Origin of the sequence: Rhizobium sp. BK661 (genome assembly GCF_024808825.1) — a bacterium.
In the GTDB taxonomy this organism is placed as follows: domain Bacteria; phylum Pseudomonadota; class Alphaproteobacteria; order Rhizobiales; family Rhizobiaceae; genus Rhizobium.
In genome coordinates this window covers 172,869-190,232 of the sequence record NZ_JANTYT010000004.1, presented here as the reverse complement: position 1 = coordinate 190,232, position 17,364 = coordinate 172,869, and the positions used below count along the sequence as shown (strand labels likewise).

The following is a 17,364-nucleotide window of genomic DNA, read 5'->3' as shown; positions in this document are numbered from 1 at the left end:
GCCTCACCTCCAGACATCAGCGCGTTTCGCTTCCAGGGCATCTGCGCTAGGGTCCCTCGGAATCGTTGTCCGTTTTTCTTGAACAGGAGCCTTCCATGACCGACGCCAAGCCGAATGGCGCCCTGACCCTTCGCACCGTGGCCATGCCCGCCGACGCCAATCCGGCAGGCGACATTTTCGGCGGTTGGGTCATGGCACAGATGGACCTTGCGTCCGGCATTACGGCATCGGAACGCGCAAAGGGTCGCGTCGTCACCGCAGCGGTCAAGGAAATGGCATTCGCTCTGCCAGTGAAGATCGGCGACACTCTTTCAGTCTTCACCACGATCGAAGCTGTCGGCCGCACCTCAATCACGCTCTCGGTCGAGGCATGGGCTACCCGTGCCCGCTACAACAACATGGAACAAGTGACGGCGGCGACGTTCATCATGGTCGCGCTCGACGAGACCGGAAAGCCGAAGCCGGTTCCAGCGGAATAGGCCATGGAATCGGTCAGCTCGCCCGAGGTCTTTCTCCACATCAAGGTCGTGATGGGGATGGTGATCTCGCTCAGCCTTGCGCGGCTGCTGACGGGCATCGCCGGCATCATCCAGCATCCGGGAAAGGGCAAGCCCTATGCCGTCCATCTCGGCTGGGCGGCATCGATGTTCCTCTTCATCATCCACATCTGGTGGTGGGAGTATCGGCTGCAGGCCGTGCCGGTGCTGCATTTCGGCATCTACCTGTTTCTCGTCTCGTTCTGCTGCCTGTTCTTCATGCTCTGCGCGCTGCTCTTCCCAGCCTCGCTCGACGAGTATGGCGGCTACGAAGAGTATTTCTATTCGCGTCGGCGCTGGTTCTTCGGCACGCTCGCCCTCACCTATGCCGTCGACATCATCGATACCGCGATCAAGGGGGCAGACCATATCCAGTCTATCGGCTGGGAGTTTCCGGCGCGCAACATCGCCTATGTCATCCTCTGCGTCATCGCCGCATGGACGGCCAACCGCCGCTTCCACGCCGTCTTCGTCTGGCTCAATCTGCTCTATCAGGTCAGCTTCATTTTCCGCATCTATGACGTCCTGGGATAAATGCGCAACTTTTTGGTTGCTATTTCGCCGCCACCATGAGACAAAAGGCAACCAGGAGGTTGCCGATATGTCTGATCGCATCGAGAAAATCATCGAACTGAACGCTTCGGTCGAGCGCGTCTGGAAGGCCATCACCGATCATCGCGAATTCGGCGAATGGTTCCGCGTCCAGCTCGATGGACCCTTCGTGCCCGGCCAGAACTCGACTGGCCACATCACCCATCCCGGCTACGAACACATTCGCTGGCAGGCCACCGTCAAACGCATGGAGGAGCCCAAGCTTTTTTCCTTCACGTGGCATCCCTACGGCATCGATCCCAACGTCGACTATTCCAAGGAAGAGCCGACGCTCGTCGAGTTTCGTCTCGAGCCGACGTCGTCGGGTTCGCGCCTGACGGTCACGGAATCGGGTTTTGACAAAGTCCCGCCGCATCGCCGCGAGGAGGCATTCCGTATGAACGACGGGGGCTGGGCCGAACAGATGAAAAACATCAAGGAATACGTCGATAGATAACGTCGATTTCCACCGCGAGAACGCGGCAATCCTGTTCGCCGCCTTGGGAGACCCGACGCGCCTGTCACTGCTGACAACCCTCAGCGACGGGCGCGAACGCTCGATCGCAGGGCTTTCGGTCGGCACTGTCCTCACCCGGCAGGCGGTGACAAAGCATCTGCACGTGCTGGAACAGGCCGGCCTCGTTCGCTCCACCAAGGTTGGGCGGGAAAGCCATTACGCTTTCCAACCCGATCGGATCGGCGATATGCGTGCCTATCTCGACAGCGTCTCCCGGCAATGGGACGACGCGCTCGAACGCCTGCGCGCCTTCGTGGAGCGGTAGACACATCAGCTAGCGAATGGGCCTAGCCGCGAAAAATGAAGGATGCACCGATCGCGATCAGGGCAAAGCCGATCGCATGGTTCCACGTCAGGTTCTCGCCGAGCCAGAAGACCGAGAACCCGGAGAAGACGAGAAGCGTAATTACCTCCTGCATCGTCTTCAGCTGCGCCGTCGAATAGACAGCCGAGCCGATGCGATTCGCCGGCACGGCAAGGCAATATTCGAAAAAAGCGATCGCCCAGCTGACGACGATGGCGATGAACAGCGCCGCCCCCTTATGCTTCAGATGGCCGTACCAGGCGAAGGTCATAAAGATGTTCGACGCGAAAAGCATGACGACCGGCCAGACGGCGGCTGGGCTGAGGGCAAAAGGCATGGGTGATTCCCGGAAATTGAAACTGGCGGCAGCATGTATCGCCAAATTTCCGCTCTGCAAGGGCCCGTGCGGACTTGCAGCCGCCTCTACGTCCGCAATCGAGTGTAACACCTCAAAGGATCACTCATTCAGCAATCAGTGGTTGATGTTAATTTGTGTGAATTTCTCAAAGGCTGTGCGCCTAATAGGAAAGGCATCCGCAGATTGACAGTCCGATACGCTGCAGCGGAACGAATTGCCCGCAACATCGCCGCGCGTCGCCCGTCCGGATCGCCTTCACCAGTCGTCTACCGGAGGGGACGCGCCATGGACACGATCACAGATATAGGCAAAACCAGCTTGGCCGGAGTGCTCGCCGCTCTGGCGCAGGCAAAAATGAAGATCGGCTCGATTGTCGACGCCGGCGGCACCTATTCGGTCACCTACGATCTCGCGTCGTCTTCTTCGGACGGAGCTAGTCTCAACGAGACCCTGCCCAGCACGCCACCCGTCGCGAACATGGACAGCCCTGCCCCGCCGCCCGCCGGCGCGCATGGACCGTTCGTTCACGCTCGAGCAATCGCACCTAAAACGATCCTCTATACCGACGCGAGTGGCCGCGACGAAATCCGCGAAGGCGGATCACGCTCCTGGCGCAACTGCAACGCGGGGAATATCCGCAAGGGTGACTTCTCGATCAATTGTGGCGCCATCGGCGATGACGGCAGCTTTGCAATCTTCCCTGACGAGGATACCGGAAAGGCGGCCATCATCGCGCTGTTGCGAACGGCAACCTATATCAAGCTCACGCTCAAGCAGGCGATTTTCCGCTACGCTCCGCCGGAGGAGAACAAGTCAGCTGAGTACGCTCAGTTCATCCACGATAAGACAGGCGTTGCGCTGACTGCGGTTCTCGCCGACCTGAAAATGGACGATTTCCGAAAGATCGCCAGGTTCATTCAGGTCGTTGAAGGTTGGAAGCCCGGCACAATCAGACCGAACGCACCGCCTGCACCGCTGATGGGAGCGGCGATTGGCGTGGCATCCTCAGCGGCATCGGCAACGCAGGACTGGATGACCATCGCCCGCCGCGAAGCAGCCCTCCCGGCGCATGAACGTAGCCAGTGGCCGGATCCCGGCGAGAACCCCCGCATCCTCAATTACTTCAAGGTCTGCGCACCATGGTTCGAGGTTGCCGGCGGCGACGAGGTCGATTGGTGCGCCGCCTTCGTCAATTACTGCCTGGTCAGTAGCGGCCACATGGGCACCGATCATCCCGGCGCCCGTTCGTTCTTCTGGAACAAGAAGAACCAGTTCCTCGTGCTCAAGGAACCGAAACCGGGCGCGATCGCGGTTCGTCGCTATGCGCCCTTTACCGATCCGAGCTGGGCAACCGGCAACGGCCATGTCGGTTTCGTGGTCTCCTGGACCAATACGACCATCACACTGCTTGGTGGAAACCAGAGCAACACGGTTTGCGAGAAAACCTTCCCCCTAATCGAAAAGAACGGAAACACCAAAGAATCCGAGTTCGTCCGTTTCCTGATGCCCGTGATCGTCTGAACTCGAACGGTAAGCGGGCGCGGACACACCGCGCCCGCTTCCAGCGGTTCGTTTGGCCGATCATGCACGCAGACCGCGTGGCTCCTCGGCCTCCTCCGTTCCGAACCGCACATCCTTCTTCTCGTAACCAAAGCCGGCGAGCAGCGCGACGACGATGGCAACGACGGCCGCGACCATAAGCAGCGCGTACGCATAGTCGCCGTCCCAACGCTCGGCCAGTCCCGCCTGCAGCGTCGCATTGCCTGACGCGAGCAGATTGCCGAGCTGGTAGGCAAATCCCGGGAACGTGCCGCGTACCTCGTCTGGCGACAGCTCATTGAGATGCACCGGCACGATGCCCCAGGCGCCCTGCACGAAGAACTGCATCAGGAACGCACCGATCGCGAGCAGCACCGGTCCCGGCGCATAGACCCAAAGCGGCGCCACCGGCACGGCGATCAGCGATGCGATGACGATCGCCTTCTTGCGCCCGATCCGCTGCGAAAGCGCACCGAAGAAGAGACCACCGCAGATCGCGCCGATATTGTAGACGATGGCAATCGCGCCGGTCGTATAGCTATCGTAGTTGCGTTGGGTCTCCAGGAAGGTCGGATAGAGATCCTGCGTTCCGTGGCTGAAGAAGTTGAACGCTGTCATCAGCAGCACGGACCACAGGAACAGCGGCACGTTTTCACGTAGCACTGTATGGAACGGTCGGCGTCCCTGTTTCTGCCGCTTGAGAAACGCCGGGCTCTCCTCGACGCTGCGCCGGATGTAGAGCACCAGCAACGCCGGCAGCGCCCCGACGAAGAACATGCCCCGCCAGCCGATGACTGGGAAGAGCAGGAAAAAGACGATCGAGGCGAGCAGATAACCAGAGGGGTAACCGGCCTGCAGGATGCCGGAGACAATGCCACGGCTATCTTCAGGGACGGTTTCCATGACGAGTGACGCGCCGACGCCCCATTCGCCGCCCATGGCGATGCCGTAGAGCGCCCTGAGCATGATGAACATGGTCAGCCCCGTCGAGAAACCGGTCAGAAACTCGAACAGCGAATAGAGCGCCACATTCACCATCAGCGTGATACGGCGGCCATATTTGTCTGATGCGAGCCCGAAGAGCAGGGCGCCGAGCGGCCGCATCGCAAGCGTCAGGAAGATCGCGACCGACACGGCCGCGACGTCGGTGTGAAACTCATCTGCAATGTGCTTGAGAACGAAAACCAGAATGAAGAAATCGAAGGCATCGAGCGTCCAGCCGAGATAGCTGGCAATAACGGTGTTGCGCTGCTGCGAGGTGAGCGCGCGCAGGCTCTGCAATGCGGACATCATGTTCCTCCGTCCGAAAGCGGCGGCGAGGCGGGCAATGTCCGGATGCCGTCGAAGAGAGGGATCGCCCGGGGATGGGCGAGGTCGAAGCTGTGACAGGCAGCCTCGTTTAACGTCAGCATTGCTGCCCTTGTTCCCGGCTGCGACAGTTTGACCGTCGCTCAGCTTTCACCGGCAAGCTTTTCGCGAATGTGATCCGGCCCGCCGGTCATGCGCCTGGCAAAAGGCCGGTCGGGATCCACGACACGCCAGAACGGCGCGCTGCCCTCCTTGCTGATGTGCACCAGATGCCGCTGCACCGTGACGGGGCAGCAGGCATCCGCGCCGTATTTCGCCGCGAGCGCGCGCCGGATCTCCGCCAGATCCGACAGCTGCCCCGTCGGCGCGCTTTGCAACGCATCGACGACCATGCTTTCGCTCGGGATCAGCATGCGCTGCTCCTGAGCCCTGCCCTTTGGCCGCATCTTGATAACGGGAATATCGCTCATGGTATCCTCTGCAGATCGAGAGCCGCGCTCAGGTGAGGTTCCTGCGACGCTCTACCTCGGCAGCGGTCGGCTGTTCGAACTCGAACGAGCCAGTCACGATATCGCCGTCGCGAACATACTTGTTCACCGTGACGCCAGTGCCCGAAGTCCGCGAACTGATGAGCTTCAGTGTGCCCGGAGATGCTCCGTCGCCGAACAGCCGCTTGCCCTTGCCGAGCACGACAGGAAAGAACGAGACATACAGCTCATCGACCAGATCGTTCCGGAACAGCGTCTGCAGGAAGTGGGTCGATCCTTGCGTCAGCAGGTCAGGTCCAACGCTCGCTTTCAACGCCTTGAGCGCGCCGACGACGTCGGCTCCGAGCACTTGGCTGTTCTGCCAACCTGGCTTGAAGTCCGGATTGCGCGTGGCGACATATTTGGTGATCTTGTCGAACAGCGGCCCGATCGGATCGTCTGACGCAACGTAAGGCCAATGCGCGGCAAAGATGTCATAGGTCTTGCGGCCAAGCAGCAGATCGAAGGGATTGGCGAACATCTCGCCGACCGACTCTCCCATCGCCTCGTCGAAATAAGGCGCGGCCCAGCCGCCATAGCGGAAACCGCCGATCGGATCCTCATCCGGACCGCCCGGCGCCTGCATGACGCCGTCGAGACTGACGAATGCACCTGTCATGATCTTCCGCATCCTCATTTTCCTCCATGAAAACCTGCGTAGCTTGTGCACCAAGGACGTTCGCCCGCCGCCCGCGCCGACAATTGCATCCGACAAAATCCGCCGCCACTGTTTGCCAAATCCGAACGATTCTTTTGTTTCCCTTTTGTACTCTTTGCCCCTTCACTTTCGCGGTGACTCTCGCCATATTCCGGCCATGGCCAAAACTCCGAAGAAATCCCCCGCCCCTGTTGGCTTCGAGGAAGCCCCGCATTCGTCCTTCGAGGGCGCGCCCCTGTCCGGTTCCGTATCCGATTGGGTGAAGCAGCTGGAGGCCGATGCCGAGGCGTCAAGTGTCGAGACGCAGCGCCAGATCGCCTCGAAGGCCGGCAAGCACCGCAAGAAGGTGGAGATCGCCGCCTCCAAATCCGCGCGCGGTACCTCCATGGGCGGCTCGACCGACCCGAAAACCCGCGCCGCCGCCGGCCTCAACCCGGTCGCGGGCATGGACACGACGCTGGAGGAAGCCGCTTCGCTGCAGGCCGGCACCGCCGTCACCGCCACTGTCGAGGCCCTGTCGGCGCTGATCGAGAGCGGCAACCCGCTTCACAAGAACGGCAAGATCTGGACGCCGCACCGCCCCGCCCGGCCCGACAAGTCCGAAGGCGGCATCTCGATCCGCATGGACTCGGAATACCAGCCCGCCGGCGACCAGCCGACCGCCATCAAGGACCTCGTCGAGGGCCTCGAAAATGGCGACCGCAGCCAGGTTCTGCTCGGCGTCACCGGCTCCGGCAAGACCTTCACCATGGCCAAGGTGATCGAGGAAACCCAGCGCCCGGCCCTGATCCTGGCGCCGAACAAGACGCTCGCCGCCCAGCTCTATTCCGAGTTCAAGAACTTCTTCCCCGACAACGCGGTTGAGTACTTCGTCTCCTACTACGACTACTACCAGCCGGAAGCCTACGTGCCGCGCTCCGACACCTATATCGAGAAGGAATCCTCGATCAACGAGCAGATCGACCGCATGCGCCACTCGGCGACGCGCTCGCTGCTCGAGCGCGACGACTGCATCATCGTCGCCTCGGTCTCCTGCATCTACGGTATCGGCTCGGTCGAGACCTATACCGCCATGACCTTCCAGATGAATGTCGGCGACCGCCTCGACCAGCGCCAGCTGCTCGCCGACCTCGTCGCCCAGCAATACAAGCGCCGCGACATGGATTTCCAGCGCGGCTCCTTCCGCGTCCGCGGTGACACCATCGAAATCTTCCCTGCCCACCTGGAAGACGCGGCCTGGCGCATAAGCATGTTCGGCGACGAGATCGACGCGATCACCGAGTTCGACCCGCTGACCGGCGCCAAGACCGGCGACCTGAAATCGGTGAAGATCTACGCCAACTCGCACTACGTCACCCCGCGCCCGACGCTGAACGCCGCCATCAAGTCGATCAAGGAGGAGCTGAAGGGCCGCCTCGCCGAACTCGAAAAGGCCGGCCGCCTGCTGGAGGCCCAGCGCCTGGAACAGCGCACCCGCTACGATATCGAAATGCTCGAGGCCACAGGCTCCTGCCAGGGCATCGAGAACTATTCGCGTTATCTCACCGGCCGCGACCCCGGCGACCCGCCGCCGACGCTGTTCGAATATGTCCCCGACAACGCCATCGTCTTCATCGACGAAAGCCATGTCACCATCCCGCAGATCGGCGGCATGTACCGAGGCGACTTCCGCCGCAAGGCGACGCTCGCCGAATACGGCTTCCGCCTGCCCTCCTGCATGGACAACCGTCCCTTGCGCTTCGAGGAATGGGACGCCATGCGCCCGGACACGATCGCCGTCTCCGCCACCCCCGGCGGCTGGGAGATGGAACAGGCAGGCGGCGTCTTCGCCGAACAGGTCATCCGCCCGACCGGCCTGATCGACCCGCCGGTTGAGGTCCGCTCGGCCCGCAGCCAGGTCGACGACGTGCTCGGCGAAATCCGCGAGACCGCGGCCAAGGGCTACCGCACCCTCTGCACCGTGCTCACCAAGCGCATGGCCGAGGACCTGACCGAATACCTGCACGAACAGGGCGTCCGCGTCCGCTACATGCACAGCGACATCGACACGCTCGAGCGCATCGAGATCATCCGCGACCTCCGCCTCGGCGCCTTCGACGTGCTGGTCGGCATCAACCTTCTGCGCGAAGGCCTCGACATTCCCGAATGCGGCTTCGTCGCCATCCTCGATGCCGACAAGGAAGGCTTCCTGCGCTCCGAGACCTCGCTGATCCAGACCATCGGCCGCGCCGCACGTAATGTCGACGGCAAGGTCATCCTCTATGCCGACAACATCACCGGCTCGATGCAGCGCGCCATGGACGAGACCGCGCGCCGCCGCGAAAAGCAGGTGGCCTATAACGAGGAACACGGCATCACGCCGGAGAGCGTCAAGGCGAAGATCTCCGACATCCTCGACTCGGTCTACGAACGCGACCACGTCCGCGCCGACATTTCAGGCGCCTCGGGCAAGGGTTTTGCCGATGGCGGCAACCTCGTCGGCGGCAACCTGCAGACTCATCTCAACGCGCTGGAAAAGCAGATGCGCGACGCCGCCGCCGACCTCGACTTCGAAAAGGCCGCCCGCCTGCGCGACGAGATCAAGCGCCTCAAGGCCGCCGAACTCGCCGTCATGGACGACCCGATGGCGCGCGAGGAAGCACGCTCGCAGGAGGGCAGCGGCAAGAAGAGCGGCAAGCCGGCCGCTGGCGGAAGCTCCCTCTTCGCCAAGCCCGGCCTCAACGACATGGGCCCGGGCACCGACACCGAAACCCCGCTCTTCCGCAAGCCCGATCTCGATGAAATGGGCCGCGACGTCGCGGACCCCGCCGGCAAGAGCCTCTTCCGCCGCAACAGCCTCGACGAAATGACCGTCGGCCGCACCGAAAAACCGGTCGCCGGCCACCTGCCGGACAAGCCCGAGGCCGCCAAGGGCACGAAGCGCTTCTCACTGCTGCTGGAAGGCCAGCCGGAACGCGACGCCGTCAGGCCGCTGGTGCGCGGCAAGACCGGCGTCGGCAGCTACGAGGATGCGGTGGACCAGAAGCGCAAGGGTCGGACAAAGGGCAAGACGGGTCGGCCCGGAAGATAGAGGATGTCTCCTCTCGACCCAAAGCGGACTTATGGGCGTTCGCGTCCTTCGAGGAGGATGTCACGATCATCGCCTATGCGGTTTCCGATTCCAGCGGCAAGCCGCTCGTCTCCCACGTTCGCGGTAGCGCCGACCTGGTGCAGCACAAGCTGGCGGGCGGGGCGGCGCGCGCTAGGATGGACGGCCCTCAGGGCGCGGCCGGGATGGCGAAGGAGCGCAACGGTGCCGTTCCGGCACAGTTTCCCGAAACGGCACAACATCAGCTGTGAGTGCTTACGATTCGTCAAGTGTCTGAATCTTTGTCGATTCCCGTGTCGCAGAATCGCGTGCCACAATATTGCCGCTTGCCTTTTGCTTCGAATGCTGTCACCAAATGCGGCTCTCGGGCATTTGCATGCCGGTGACTGGACTGATGTGGTAAAGCTTTCCGGCAGGAAGGCGGCGTGGGGGACACCCGCGTACGTAGACGTTCTTTCCCCGTTCGTGAACTACTCGACTGACCCTTCGCGCGCTGAATTTTGATGAGGGGGCGCGAAAGCTAAAGCCGTCCGTTTCCTCTCGCGGGGGATGGATACCAAACAGACTAAGGGAAAAGGACTATCCCAATGGCCACCAAGGGCACCGTAAAATTCTTCAACCAGGACAAGGGTTTTGGTTTCATCACGCCAGAAGGCGGCGCGAAGGACGTTTTCGTCCACATCTCCGCGCTGCAGGCTTCCGGCATCCAGTCGCTGCGCGAAGGCCAGCAGGTTACCTTCGACACCGAGCCGGACCGCATGGGCAAGGGCCCGAAGGCCGTCAACATCTCGGCTAACTAATTCATTTTCTGCTTCGGCAGGAAAGAGGACGGCGCTCCGCAAGGGGCGCCGTTTTTCGTTTGCGGGATCGATCGGCTGCCCCGCGAAACGCTCGAGCGGCAATGCGGCTCGCCAGCCGAGCTCCGTTTCGTCGCGCGGCAGCGCTATGCGCCGACCGCTTCCCGCGCACCTTCGAAATCGACCGCAGCAAAGGCTGCGGCAATCACCTCGGGCCCGGCTCCTGCCTTGACGGCATCGGTCGACAGGATCTGCCGATAGCGCCGCGCGCCAGGCAACCCGGTAAACAGCCCGACCATATGCCGCGCCACCTGCTGCAGCCGCCCGCCATTGGCGACATGACGCTCGGCATAGGCCATCATCCGGTCGCGGATATCGCCCCAGTCTGCCGCCTCCGGCGCCGCGCCATAGAAGCGGCGGTCGACATCGGCGAGGACGCCGGCGTTCTGATAGGCCGCGCGTCCGAGCATGATGCCGTCGATATGGTCGAGATGCCCGGCCGCCTCGTCCAGCGTCTGGATGCCGCCGTTGATGCCGATGAAGACATCCGGCCGCGCCTGCTTCATGCGGTAGACGATCTCGTAGTCGAGCGGCGGGATCTCACGGTTCTCCTTCGGCGACAGGCCCTTCAGCCAGGCCTTGCGCGCATGGATCCAGATCGCATCGGCGCCGGCATCGAGCACGCGGTCGAGAAGGCCGGGCAGCGCCGCATCAGGATCCTGCTCGTCGACGCCGATCCGGCATTTCACCGTCACAGGCACGTCGGCCACCGCCTTCATCGCCGCCACGCAGGCCGCCACGGTCTCGGGCGTCAGCATCAGGCAGGCGCCGAAGGTGCCCGATTGCACTCGGTCCGAGGGACAGCCGACATTGAGGTTGATCTCGTCATAGCCATAGGGTGCCGCGATCCTGACCGCCTCGGCAAGCTTCGCCGGATCCGATCCGCCGAGTTGCAGCGCCACAGGATGCTCCGCCGTATCGAAGGATAGTAGCCGTTCGCGAGGCCCATGGATGATCGCATCGGCCACGACCATTTCCGTGTAGAGCAGCGCATTGCGGCTGATCTGCCGGTGGAAATAGCGGCAATGGCGATCGGTCCAGTCGATCATCGGCGCAACGGCAAAGATCGGCTGAGCTGACTTCAGGGCATCGGCGTAGAAATTGGATGTAGTCATGCCGCGCTCATAGCGCAAAGACGGGTGAAATGCCAGTTTGCGGCGCGCAAGGCAGCAATGCGGCGATGCACGGCAGCCACTAATCGGCGAACCGCACTTTCCCCCCCGCTTCCTTTCCGTCTAAGATGCCGGGACTCACAAATAGCACGAGCCTGCAATGTCCCTTCCCGCAACTGTCATCCCCCTTCACCAACCCGTCCTGCTTCCCGTCGAAGGCACCGCTGACGCATTTCCCGTGCGTCGCGTCTACTGTGTCGGGCGCAACTATGCCGACCACGCGATCGAGATGGGCCATGACCCGAGCCGCGAGCCGCCCTTCTTCTTCCAGAAGAACGCCGAAAACCTGGTGGCTGAGGGCAAGAATTTCCCTTACCCGCCGCTTTCAAGCGATGTGCATTTCGAAGTCGAGTGCGTTCTGGCGCTGAAGGCCGGCGGCCAGGATATTCCCGCTGAGAAGGCGCTTGATTGCATCTACGGCTATGCCGTCGGTATCGACTTCACGCGTCGCGACCTGCAGGCGGAGGCGAAGAAGCTCGGTCGTCCCTGGGAGGTCGCCAAAGCCTTCGAATATTCCGCACCCGTATCGCCGATCGTCCCGGCGGCCAAGCTCGGGCATCCCTTGGCGGGTCGTATCTGGCTGGAACTGAACGGCAAGCGCGTCCAGGATGGCGACCTCAACCAGATGATCTGGAAGGTGCCAGAGATCATCGCCGAACTATCGAAACTCTTCATCCTGGCGCCGGGCGACGTCATCATGACCGGCACGCCAGCCGGTGTCGGCGCCGTGACGAGGGGCGACCACGTCAAGTGCGGCATCGACGGTATCGCCACACTGTCGGTGAAGGTGGCCTGAGAGGAGACGTCCATGCCTGTCTACGCGCTCGGCGGACTGACGCCGGATCTACCGGCACCCGGCACCTACTGGATCGCGCCTGATGCCCATGTCATCGGCCAGGTTTCGCTTGGTGTCGATGTCGGCATCTGGTTTGGGGCAGTGCTGCGCGGCGACAATGAGCCGATTCTGGTCGGGGCGGCGACGAATATCCAGGAAGGTGCGATGCTGCATACCGATCCAGGCTTTCCCGTAACGATCGGTGAAGGCTGCACCATCGGTCATCACGCCATCGTCCACGGCTGCACGATCGGCAACAATTCGCTGATCGGCATGGGCGCCACGGTCCTGAACGGCGCGAAGATAGGCAGCAACTGCCTGGTCGGCGCCAATGCGCTGATCACCGAGGGCAAGGAGTTTCCCGACAACTCCCTGATCGTCGGCTCGCCCGCGCGCGTGGTCCGCACGCTCGACGAGGCGGCGATCGAAAAGCTCCGCCGTTCCGCCGAGAAATATGTCGGCAACTGGCAGCGCTTTGCGCGGGATCTTCGTCCCCTCTGACCGTCAGAACAGCAGGCCTACCCCGGTCACGTTCTTGACAGCCGTTTTCACGAGGTCGAAGACGGCATTCAGGATCTTCTGCGCGGCGGCGTAAAGGAGGAATTCGAACTCGGCCAGCGCGCTGTTGAGATTGAGTTCGAGCAGATGCAGCGTCAGGTCCGCGGCCTTCACGGTGATCGTCTTGGCCGCCAGTTGCGCCATGACCTTGGCGGTCTTTTGCGCGATGAAGCCCAGCTGATATGTCATCTCGTCGCGAATGGCGGTCCATTGGCCTTTTGCCGTCGCCGCAGCGACGGACAGCAGTCCTTCAAGCAGCTCCCCGGCAGATTTTGGTGCGAAAGTCGCGTCAACAGGCATGGATGTTTCTCCTACTTCAATGAGCCTTCCATCGTCCTGGCAATGCCGCAGGTGTTCCGAACGATGGAGATGTTGTCTGCTTCGTTGGGCTGCTGACCATTCTCTTCGAAGGCGGCTCGCGATAGTTCGATTGACTGCCGGCAGCGTTCGATGTTGTCTGCCAATAGTTGGGCGGCACGCGCCGAAGGTTTTCCCTGGAGATATGCCGGGCGTTGCCCGGCGATCTCGCCCGCGTCCTTCACCATCGCGAGAGCCTCGATGTAATATGGCTCCACGTCACGATAACGCGTGCGTTGCGGCGCCTTCGTCCCCAGCGCGGTTTCGATCTTGGTCAGACTGGAGTGTGCACCCTCAAGCTTCGTATAGACGGCCTCGTTGTAAGCAGGCGCAAAGATTGCGCATCCGTCGAGCGGAATCGTCACGGCCAGCAAGAGTAGATAATGTTTCGGCATATGCGCGGTCCCCAGTCCCTGCCGCACATCATAATTCAACCTGAAATACAATCAATAATTACATATAGAAAAATACACAATCAATGCGAGATATTGGTTGCAAGCTGGCGTTAGCCTAAGCGGCACACGCCTCACACAGACCGCGGATCTCGATTGTCGTCTTCTCCGCCTTGAATTTCTTCCCGCGCGTCCAGTCCATGAGGCGGTGATCGACCTCGTGGTCGTGGAATTCCATCACGTGGCCGCAGCTCTCGCAGATGGCGAAGGCGACGATGCCGTGACTATGGCAGTTCTGGTCCGGGTGCGCGCAGGCCACGAAGGCGTTGATGCTTTCGAGCCGGTGCACGACGCCATACTCAAGCAGCTTCTCAAGCGCACGGTAGACCTGCAGCGGCGCGCGAAAACCGTGATCGCGCAGCTTGTCGAGGATCGTATAGGCACTGAGCGGTCCGTCCGCCTTTTCGAGAACCTCAAAAACGAGAGCCTGGTTCTTGGTCAAAGCAGGTGCATTCATCAACGTTGTCCTTCCGGGACCTGCCCGCGTCCACGCTTCGGCAGCAGGCTCAGAATGAAGAGGATCAGGGCTGCGACAACGATCGACGGGCCGGAGGGCGTGTCGTAGGTCAGCGAGCCGAACAACCCGCCGACCACGGCGACAGCGCCGATCAGCGAGGCGAAGATGGCCATCACCTCGGGCGTCGAGGCAAAACGGCGCGCTGCGGCCGCCGGAATGATCAGCAGCGAGGTGATCAGCATGATTCCAACGATCTTCATGGCGATGGCAATGACGACGGCCATCAGCAGCATGAAGAAGAGCCGCGCCCGCTCAGGCTGCAGCCCTTCGGCCTCTGCAAGCTCTGGATTGACGGTGGAGGCCAGAAGCGGCCGCCAGAGCCAGGCGATCGCCGCCAGCACGAGAATGCCGCCGCCCCAGATCATGACGATATCCGTCTTCGAGACCGCGAGGATGTCGCCGAACAGGAAGGCAATGAGATCGATGCGCACCCAGCTCATGAAGGCGACCATGACGAGGCCGATCGCCAGCGTCGCATGCGAGAGAATGCCGAGCAGCGCATCAGCCGACAGCGCCTGGCGTTTCTGCAGGAACAGCAGGAGGATCGAAACCGTCGCCGCTACCAGGAACACCGCAAGTGTCAGGTTGAACTGCAGCAACAGCGACAGCGCGACACCAAGCAGTGCGGAATGGGCGATCGTATCGCCGAAATAGGCCATGCGCCGCCAGATGATGAAGCAGCCGAGCGGGCCGGTTGTCAGCGCCAGGCCAACGCCGGCGAGGATGGCGCGGACGAAGAAATCGTCAAACATGGCGCTCTCCTGCGGGCTGCTTGTGATCGTGGCCGTCATCGTGATTATGACCGACGCTGGCACGGCTGTGGTCGTGGCTATGGCCGGCGTGGTCGTGATGGGCGTGGTCGTGCCCGTCATCGCCATGATGGTGGCCATCGTCGGGGTGGCAGTGATCGGTGACGGAACCGTCGGAATGCAGCACCCGGCCATCCGGCAGATGCGTGTGGTCGTGGTGATGGCTATAGACCGCGAGCGCCTGCGCCGCACGGCTGCCGAACAGGCGGACATATTCCGCGCTCTGAGTCACCGCCTGCGGCGTACCGCGGCAGCAGACATGGCCGTTGAGGCAGATCACGGTGTCCGTCGCCGCCATGACCACATGCAGGTCGTGCGAGATCAGCAGGATACCGCAGCCGGTCGTGTTGCGGATCGACTGGATCAGGTCGTAAATCGCGATCTCTCCGGAAAAATCGACACCCTGCACAGGTTCGTCGAGCACCAACAGATCGGGCTTGCGGGCGATGGCGCGCGCCATCAAAGCCCGCTGAAATTCGCCGCCGGACAAATGCTGCACTTCGGCACCGAGCATGTGCGACAGTCCAACCGCGTCGAGAGCAGCCGCCATATCGGCGTCGGAGAGAGGCCCGGTCAGCGTCATCAGCCGGCGCACGGTAAGCGGCAACGTCCAGTCGATCGCCAGCTTCTGCGGCACATAACCGACCTTGAGGCCGCCAGCACGCTCCACCCTGCCCTCGTCGGGCTTCAACACGCCAATCGCCGTCTTCACCGTCGTCGACTTGCCAGAGCCGTTAGGGCCGATCAGCGTGACGATCTCGCCGCGCGAGACGGAGAAATCCACACCGCGGACGAGCCAGCGGTCGTTTCTGCGAACGCCAACATTGGAAAGCGAGACCAATGGCTTCGCTTCGGAATTTGCAGGAGAGAACATCATTTTTCCGAATGTGCTGTTGCGACTTGCTATCGCACACGTTATAGCATAACGCAATTGATGTAATAACATAACAATTGCAATTCAAGCGGAGTACGCCGATGAAATTCGCGATGGCCCTTACCCTCGCAATCCCTGCCATCTTCTTTGCCGAGGCGGGCAGAACGGCGGATGCGCCTGTCGTGGTCACCTCGATCAAGCCGGTACACTCGCTGGTATCGGCGATCATGCAGGGCGTCGGCACACCGGAACTGATCGTTGATGGCGCGGCCTCGCCGCATACCTACAACATGAAGCCGTCGAACGCGCGGGCGCTGCAGAACGCCAAAGTAGTGTTCTGGGTCGGCCCCGGGCTCGAAGCATTTCTGGAGAAGCCTCTGGAAGCGATCGGGTCAGACGCCGGCGTCGCCGAGCTCGACAAGGCGCCGGGCCTCACAAAGCTCAAGTTCCGCGAAGGCGGCGCCTTCGAGCCGCACGATGACGGCGAAGATCATCATGATGGCGATGGACACGACCATGCTCATGCAGACGCCGATCATGGCCACGATCATGGGGTATTCGACACCCATCTCTGGCTTGATCCGCAGAATGCCAAGGCAATGGCTGCCGAGATCACCACCACCCTCGTCGCAGCCGACCCCGCCAATGCCCTCACCTACCAGGCCAACGCCAAGACGCTGGACGACCGGCTCGACGCGCTGGACAAGGAAATTTCAAGCATCGTATCACCAGTCAAGGACAAGCCATTCATCGTTTTCCACGACGCCTACCAGTATTTCGAAAACCGCTATCACGTGCGGGTCGCTGGCTCGATCACCGTCAGCCCTGAAACGATCCCCGGCGCCGAACGCATTGCCGAGATCCACAAGAAGGTCGGTGAACTCGGCGCCACCTGCGTCTTCGCCGAACCGCAGTTCCAGCCACGATTGGTCGATGTGGTGATCGAGGGAACGAAAGCGAAAGCCGGCGTCCTCGATCCCGAGGCCGCCACGCTCGACGCCGGGCCGGACCTCTATTTCAACCTCATGCACGGCATCGCCAACAGCATGAAGGAGTGCCTTTCGCGAGAAAGCTGAGATGGCAAGGGCGGTTGCAGGACCCGCCCTGCACCAGTCTGCCCACGAGTACAGCGTCCTACTCCGATTGAATCAGAAGGGCGGCATTTAAGCCGCCCTTCACATGGTGACGTCAGCGCTTAGCGAATGACGATATTCGCGACCACGCCGTTGACCGAGCCGATGAGCAGGAAGTCATTATCGACCTGTACCCAACGATAGCCGCGCGGCGGAGCCGACAGGCGGTAGCGATGATAGTCGCGTACGTCGCGCATATGGCGGCGCTCCGCCTGCGTCATGCGATGGCCGCGCGACCACTTGTACTTCGTGACGTGAACATCGCGCTCCACAACAACCGGCCGACGATGATCCTGGGCGCTTGCTTCGGTCGTTGCCAGCAGCGGAGCGGCAATCACAGTCGCGGCGAGAAGGAGGGTGGTGATCTTTTTCAT

General features: G+C 61.8%; 21 protein-coding genes. 10 read left to right on the top strand and 11 right to left on the bottom strand.

Going from position 1 to position 17,364, the window contains the following annotated elements; translation table 11 throughout:
- Positions 1–95: 95 nt before the first annotated feature.
- The 4 genes from FHX16_RS11620 to FHX16_RS11605 all read left to right on the top strand — a co-directional run bounded on the left by FHX16_RS11620 (position 96) and on the right by FHX16_RS11605 (position 1,909).
- Complete coding sequence (locus FHX16_RS11620; RefSeq protein WP_016554248.1) at positions 96–479, top strand: acyl-CoA thioesterase; 384 nt, start codon at positions 96–98, stop codon at positions 477–479.
- Positions 480–482: 3 nt separating this feature from the next.
- Positions 483–1,070, top strand: coding sequence for a hypothetical protein (locus tag FHX16_RS11615; RefSeq protein ID WP_183756347.1), 588 nt, complete (start codon positions 483–485; stop codon positions 1,068–1,070).
- Between the two features lie 67 nt (positions 1,071–1,137).
- Positions 1,138–1,584, top strand: a complete 447-nt coding sequence (locus FHX16_RS11610; RefSeq protein WP_183862784.1) for an SRPBCC family protein — start codon at positions 1,138–1,140, stop codon at positions 1,582–1,584.
- The gene (locus tag FHX16_RS11605) at positions 1,577–1,909 is read left to right on the top strand and encodes a helix-turn-helix transcriptional regulator (RefSeq protein ID WP_259128571.1); all 333 of its coding nucleotides are present in this window, start codon (positions 1,577–1,579) and stop codon (positions 1,907–1,909) included. Before FHX16_RS11610 ends, FHX16_RS11605 begins: the two co-directional genes overlap by 8 nt.
- 22 nt (positions 1,910–1,931) lie before the next feature.
- Here the strand turns inward: FHX16_RS11605 and FHX16_RS11600 are convergent, their stop codons facing one another.
- Positions 1,932–2,285 (bottom strand): DMT family protein, encoded by a 354-nt coding sequence (locus FHX16_RS11600; RefSeq protein WP_183862786.1) that lies wholly within the window; start codon positions 2,283–2,285, stop codon positions 1,932–1,934.
- A gap of 306 nt (positions 2,286–2,591) precedes the next feature.
- On the opposite strand from FHX16_RS11600, the gene FHX16_RS11595 reads away from it, so the two are divergent.
- Positions 2,592–3,827 (top strand): TIGR02594 family protein, encoded by a 1,236-nt coding sequence (locus tag FHX16_RS11595; protein ID WP_183862788.1) that lies wholly within the window; start codon positions 2,592–2,594, stop codon positions 3,825–3,827.
- A gap of 60 nt (positions 3,828–3,887) precedes the next feature.
- On the opposite strand, the gene FHX16_RS11590 is transcribed toward FHX16_RS11595, so the two are convergent.
- The 3 genes from FHX16_RS11590 to FHX16_RS11580 form a co-directional block, all read right to left on the bottom strand.
- A complete protein-coding gene (locus FHX16_RS11590) occupies positions 3,888–5,135 on the bottom strand; it encodes an MFS transporter (protein ID WP_183863022.1) in 1,248 nt (415 codons plus the stop codon).
- Between the two features lie 161 nt (positions 5,136–5,296).
- Positions 5,297–5,623, bottom strand: coding sequence for a hypothetical protein (locus FHX16_RS11585; protein WP_183862789.1), 327 nt, complete (start codon positions 5,621–5,623; stop codon positions 5,297–5,299).
- 28 nt (positions 5,624–5,651) lie between these two features.
- Positions 5,652–6,311 (bottom strand): dihydrofolate reductase family protein, encoded by a 660-nt coding sequence (locus tag FHX16_RS11580; RefSeq protein WP_259128313.1) that lies wholly within the window; start codon positions 6,309–6,311, stop codon positions 5,652–5,654.
- Between the two features lie 184 nt (positions 6,312–6,495).
- Here FHX16_RS11580 and uvrB point away from each other — a divergent pair, with 184 nt between their 5' ends.
- Together uvrB and FHX16_RS11570 are read left to right on the top strand one after the other, a co-directional pair.
- Positions 6,496–9,408, top strand: a complete 2,913-nt coding sequence (uvrB, locus tag FHX16_RS11575; RefSeq protein ID WP_259128570.1) for an excinuclease ABC subunit UvrB — start codon at positions 6,496–6,498, stop codon at positions 9,406–9,408.
- 605 nt (positions 9,409–10,013) lie between these two features.
- Positions 10,014–10,226 (top strand): cold-shock protein, encoded by a 213-nt coding sequence (locus FHX16_RS11570; RefSeq protein WP_007533154.1) that lies wholly within the window; start codon positions 10,014–10,016, stop codon positions 10,224–10,226.
- A gap of 143 nt (positions 10,227–10,369) precedes the next feature.
- Here the strand turns inward: FHX16_RS11570 and dusA are convergent, their stop codons facing one another.
- Positions 10,370–11,398, bottom strand: a complete 1,029-nt coding sequence (gene dusA / locus FHX16_RS11565; RefSeq protein ID WP_405049276.1) for a tRNA dihydrouridine(20/20a) synthase DusA — start codon at positions 11,396–11,398, stop codon at positions 10,370–10,372.
- 157 nt (positions 11,399–11,555) lie between these two features.
- Here dusA and FHX16_RS11560 point away from each other — a divergent pair, with 157 nt between their 5' ends.
- The gene (locus FHX16_RS11560; protein ID WP_183862793.1) at positions 11,556–12,251 is read left to right on the top strand and encodes a fumarylacetoacetate hydrolase family protein; all 696 of its coding nucleotides are present in this window, start codon (positions 11,556–11,558) and stop codon (positions 12,249–12,251) included.
- A 12-nt stretch (positions 12,252–12,263) separates the two neighbouring features.
- The gene (locus tag FHX16_RS11555; RefSeq protein WP_183862795.1) at positions 12,264–12,791 is read left to right on the top strand and encodes a gamma carbonic anhydrase family protein; all 528 of its coding nucleotides are present in this window, start codon (positions 12,264–12,266) and stop codon (positions 12,789–12,791) included.
- Positions 12,792–12,794: 3 nt separating this feature from the next.
- Here the strand turns inward: FHX16_RS11555 and FHX16_RS11550 are convergent, their stop codons facing one another.
- From FHX16_RS11550 to FHX16_RS11530, 5 genes are all read right to left on the bottom strand, one after another.
- A complete protein-coding gene (locus FHX16_RS11550; RefSeq protein ID WP_183862797.1) occupies positions 12,795–13,148 on the bottom strand; it encodes a hypothetical protein in 354 nt (117 codons plus the stop codon).
- An 11-nt stretch (positions 13,149–13,159) separates the two neighbouring features.
- A complete protein-coding gene (locus tag FHX16_RS11545) occupies positions 13,160–13,600 on the bottom strand; it encodes a hypothetical protein (RefSeq protein ID WP_183862799.1) in 441 nt (146 codons plus the stop codon).
- Between the two features lie 115 nt (positions 13,601–13,715).
- Positions 13,716–14,114: a Fur family transcriptional regulator gene (locus tag FHX16_RS11540; RefSeq protein ID WP_016554263.1), complete on the bottom strand. Its 399-nt coding sequence runs from the start codon at positions 14,112–14,114 to the stop codon at positions 13,716–13,718.
- Complete coding sequence (gene znuB / locus FHX16_RS11535) at positions 14,114–14,926, bottom strand: zinc ABC transporter permease subunit ZnuB (protein ID WP_183756334.1); 813 nt, start codon at positions 14,924–14,926, stop codon at positions 14,114–14,116. The genes FHX16_RS11540 and znuB overlap by 1 nt, the downstream gene beginning before the upstream one ends.
- Positions 14,919–15,857, bottom strand: coding sequence for a metal ABC transporter ATP-binding protein (locus FHX16_RS11530; protein WP_183862801.1), 939 nt, complete (start codon positions 15,855–15,857; stop codon positions 14,919–14,921). The genes znuB and FHX16_RS11530 overlap by 8 nt, the downstream gene beginning before the upstream one ends.
- 101 nt (positions 15,858–15,958) lie before the next feature.
- On the opposite strand from FHX16_RS11530, the gene znuA reads away from it, so the two are divergent.
- Complete coding sequence (znuA, locus tag FHX16_RS11525; protein WP_183862802.1) at positions 15,959–16,933, top strand: zinc ABC transporter substrate-binding protein ZnuA; 975 nt, start codon at positions 15,959–15,961, stop codon at positions 16,931–16,933.
- Positions 16,934–17,052: 119 nt separating this feature from the next.
- Here znuA and FHX16_RS11520 read toward each other — a convergent pair whose 3' ends face one another.
- Positions 17,053–17,364 (bottom strand): RcnB family protein, encoded by a 312-nt coding sequence (locus tag FHX16_RS11520; protein WP_183756331.1) that lies wholly within the window; start codon positions 17,362–17,364, stop codon positions 17,053–17,055.

Bases quoted from the DNA above. Each gene is read 5' to 3' on its own strand.
- FHX16_RS11540 (WP_016554263.1), bottom strand. From the start codon at position 14,114: ATGAATGCACCTGCTTTGACCAAGAACCAGGCTCTCGTTTTTGAGGTT.
- FHX16_RS11555 (WP_183862795.1), top strand. From the start codon at position 12,264: ATGCCTGTCTACGCGCTCGGCGGACTGACGCCGGATCTACCGGCACCC.
- FHX16_RS11600 (WP_183862786.1), bottom strand. From the start codon at position 2,285: ATGCCTTTTGCCCTCAGCCCAGCCGCCGTCTGGCCGGTCGTCATGCTT.
- FHX16_RS11615 (WP_183756347.1), top strand. From the start codon at position 483: ATGGAATCGGTCAGCTCGCCCGAGGTCTTTCTCCACATCAAGGTCGTG.
- FHX16_RS11570 (WP_007533154.1), top strand. From the start codon at position 10,014: ATGGCCACCAAGGGCACCGTAAAATTCTTCAACCAGGACAAGGGTTTT.
- FHX16_RS11610 (WP_183862784.1), top strand. From the start codon at position 1,138: ATGTCTGATCGCATCGAGAAAATCATCGAACTGAACGCTTCGGTCGAG.
- znuB (WP_183756334.1), bottom strand. From the start codon at position 14,926: ATGTTTGACGATTTCTTCGTCCGCGCCATCCTCGCCGGCGTTGGCCTG.
- FHX16_RS11560 (WP_183862793.1), top strand. From the start codon at position 11,556: ATGTCCCTTCCCGCAACTGTCATCCCCCTTCACCAACCCGTCCTGCTT.
- dusA (WP_405049276.1), bottom strand. From the start codon at position 11,398: ATGACTACATCCAATTTCTACGCCGATGCCCTGAAGTCAGCTCAGCCG.
- znuA (WP_183862802.1), top strand. From the start codon at position 15,959: ATGAAATTCGCGATGGCCCTTACCCTCGCAATCCCTGCCATCTTCTTT.
- FHX16_RS11595 (WP_183862788.1), top strand. From the start codon at position 2,592: ATGGACACGATCACAGATATAGGCAAAACCAGCTTGGCCGGAGTGCTC.
- uvrB (WP_259128570.1), top strand. From the start codon at position 6,496: ATGGCCAAAACTCCGAAGAAATCCCCCGCCCCTGTTGGCTTCGAGGAA.
- FHX16_RS11550 (WP_183862797.1), bottom strand. From the start codon at position 13,148: ATGCCTGTTGACGCGACTTTCGCACCAAAATCTGCCGGGGAGCTGCTT.
- FHX16_RS11545 (WP_183862799.1), bottom strand. From the start codon at position 13,600: ATGCCGAAACATTATCTACTCTTGCTGGCCGTGACGATTCCGCTCGAC.
- FHX16_RS11590 (WP_183863022.1), bottom strand. From the start codon at position 5,135: ATGTCCGCATTGCAGAGCCTGCGCGCGCTCACCTCGCAGCAGCGCAAC.
- FHX16_RS11585 (WP_183862789.1), bottom strand. From the start codon at position 5,623: ATGAGCGATATTCCCGTTATCAAGATGCGGCCAAAGGGCAGGGCTCAG.
- FHX16_RS11520 (WP_183756331.1), bottom strand. From the start codon at position 17,364: ATGAAAAAGATCACCACCCTCCTTCTCGCCGCGACTGTGATTGCCGCT.
- FHX16_RS11620 (WP_016554248.1), top strand. From the start codon at position 96: ATGACCGACGCCAAGCCGAATGGCGCCCTGACCCTTCGCACCGTGGCC.
- FHX16_RS11530 (WP_183862801.1), bottom strand. From the start codon at position 15,857: ATGTTCTCTCCTGCAAATTCCGAAGCGAAGCCATTGGTCTCGCTTTCC.
- FHX16_RS11580 (WP_259128313.1), bottom strand. From the start codon at position 6,311: ATGCGGAAGATCATGACAGGTGCATTCGTCAGTCTCGACGGCGTCATG.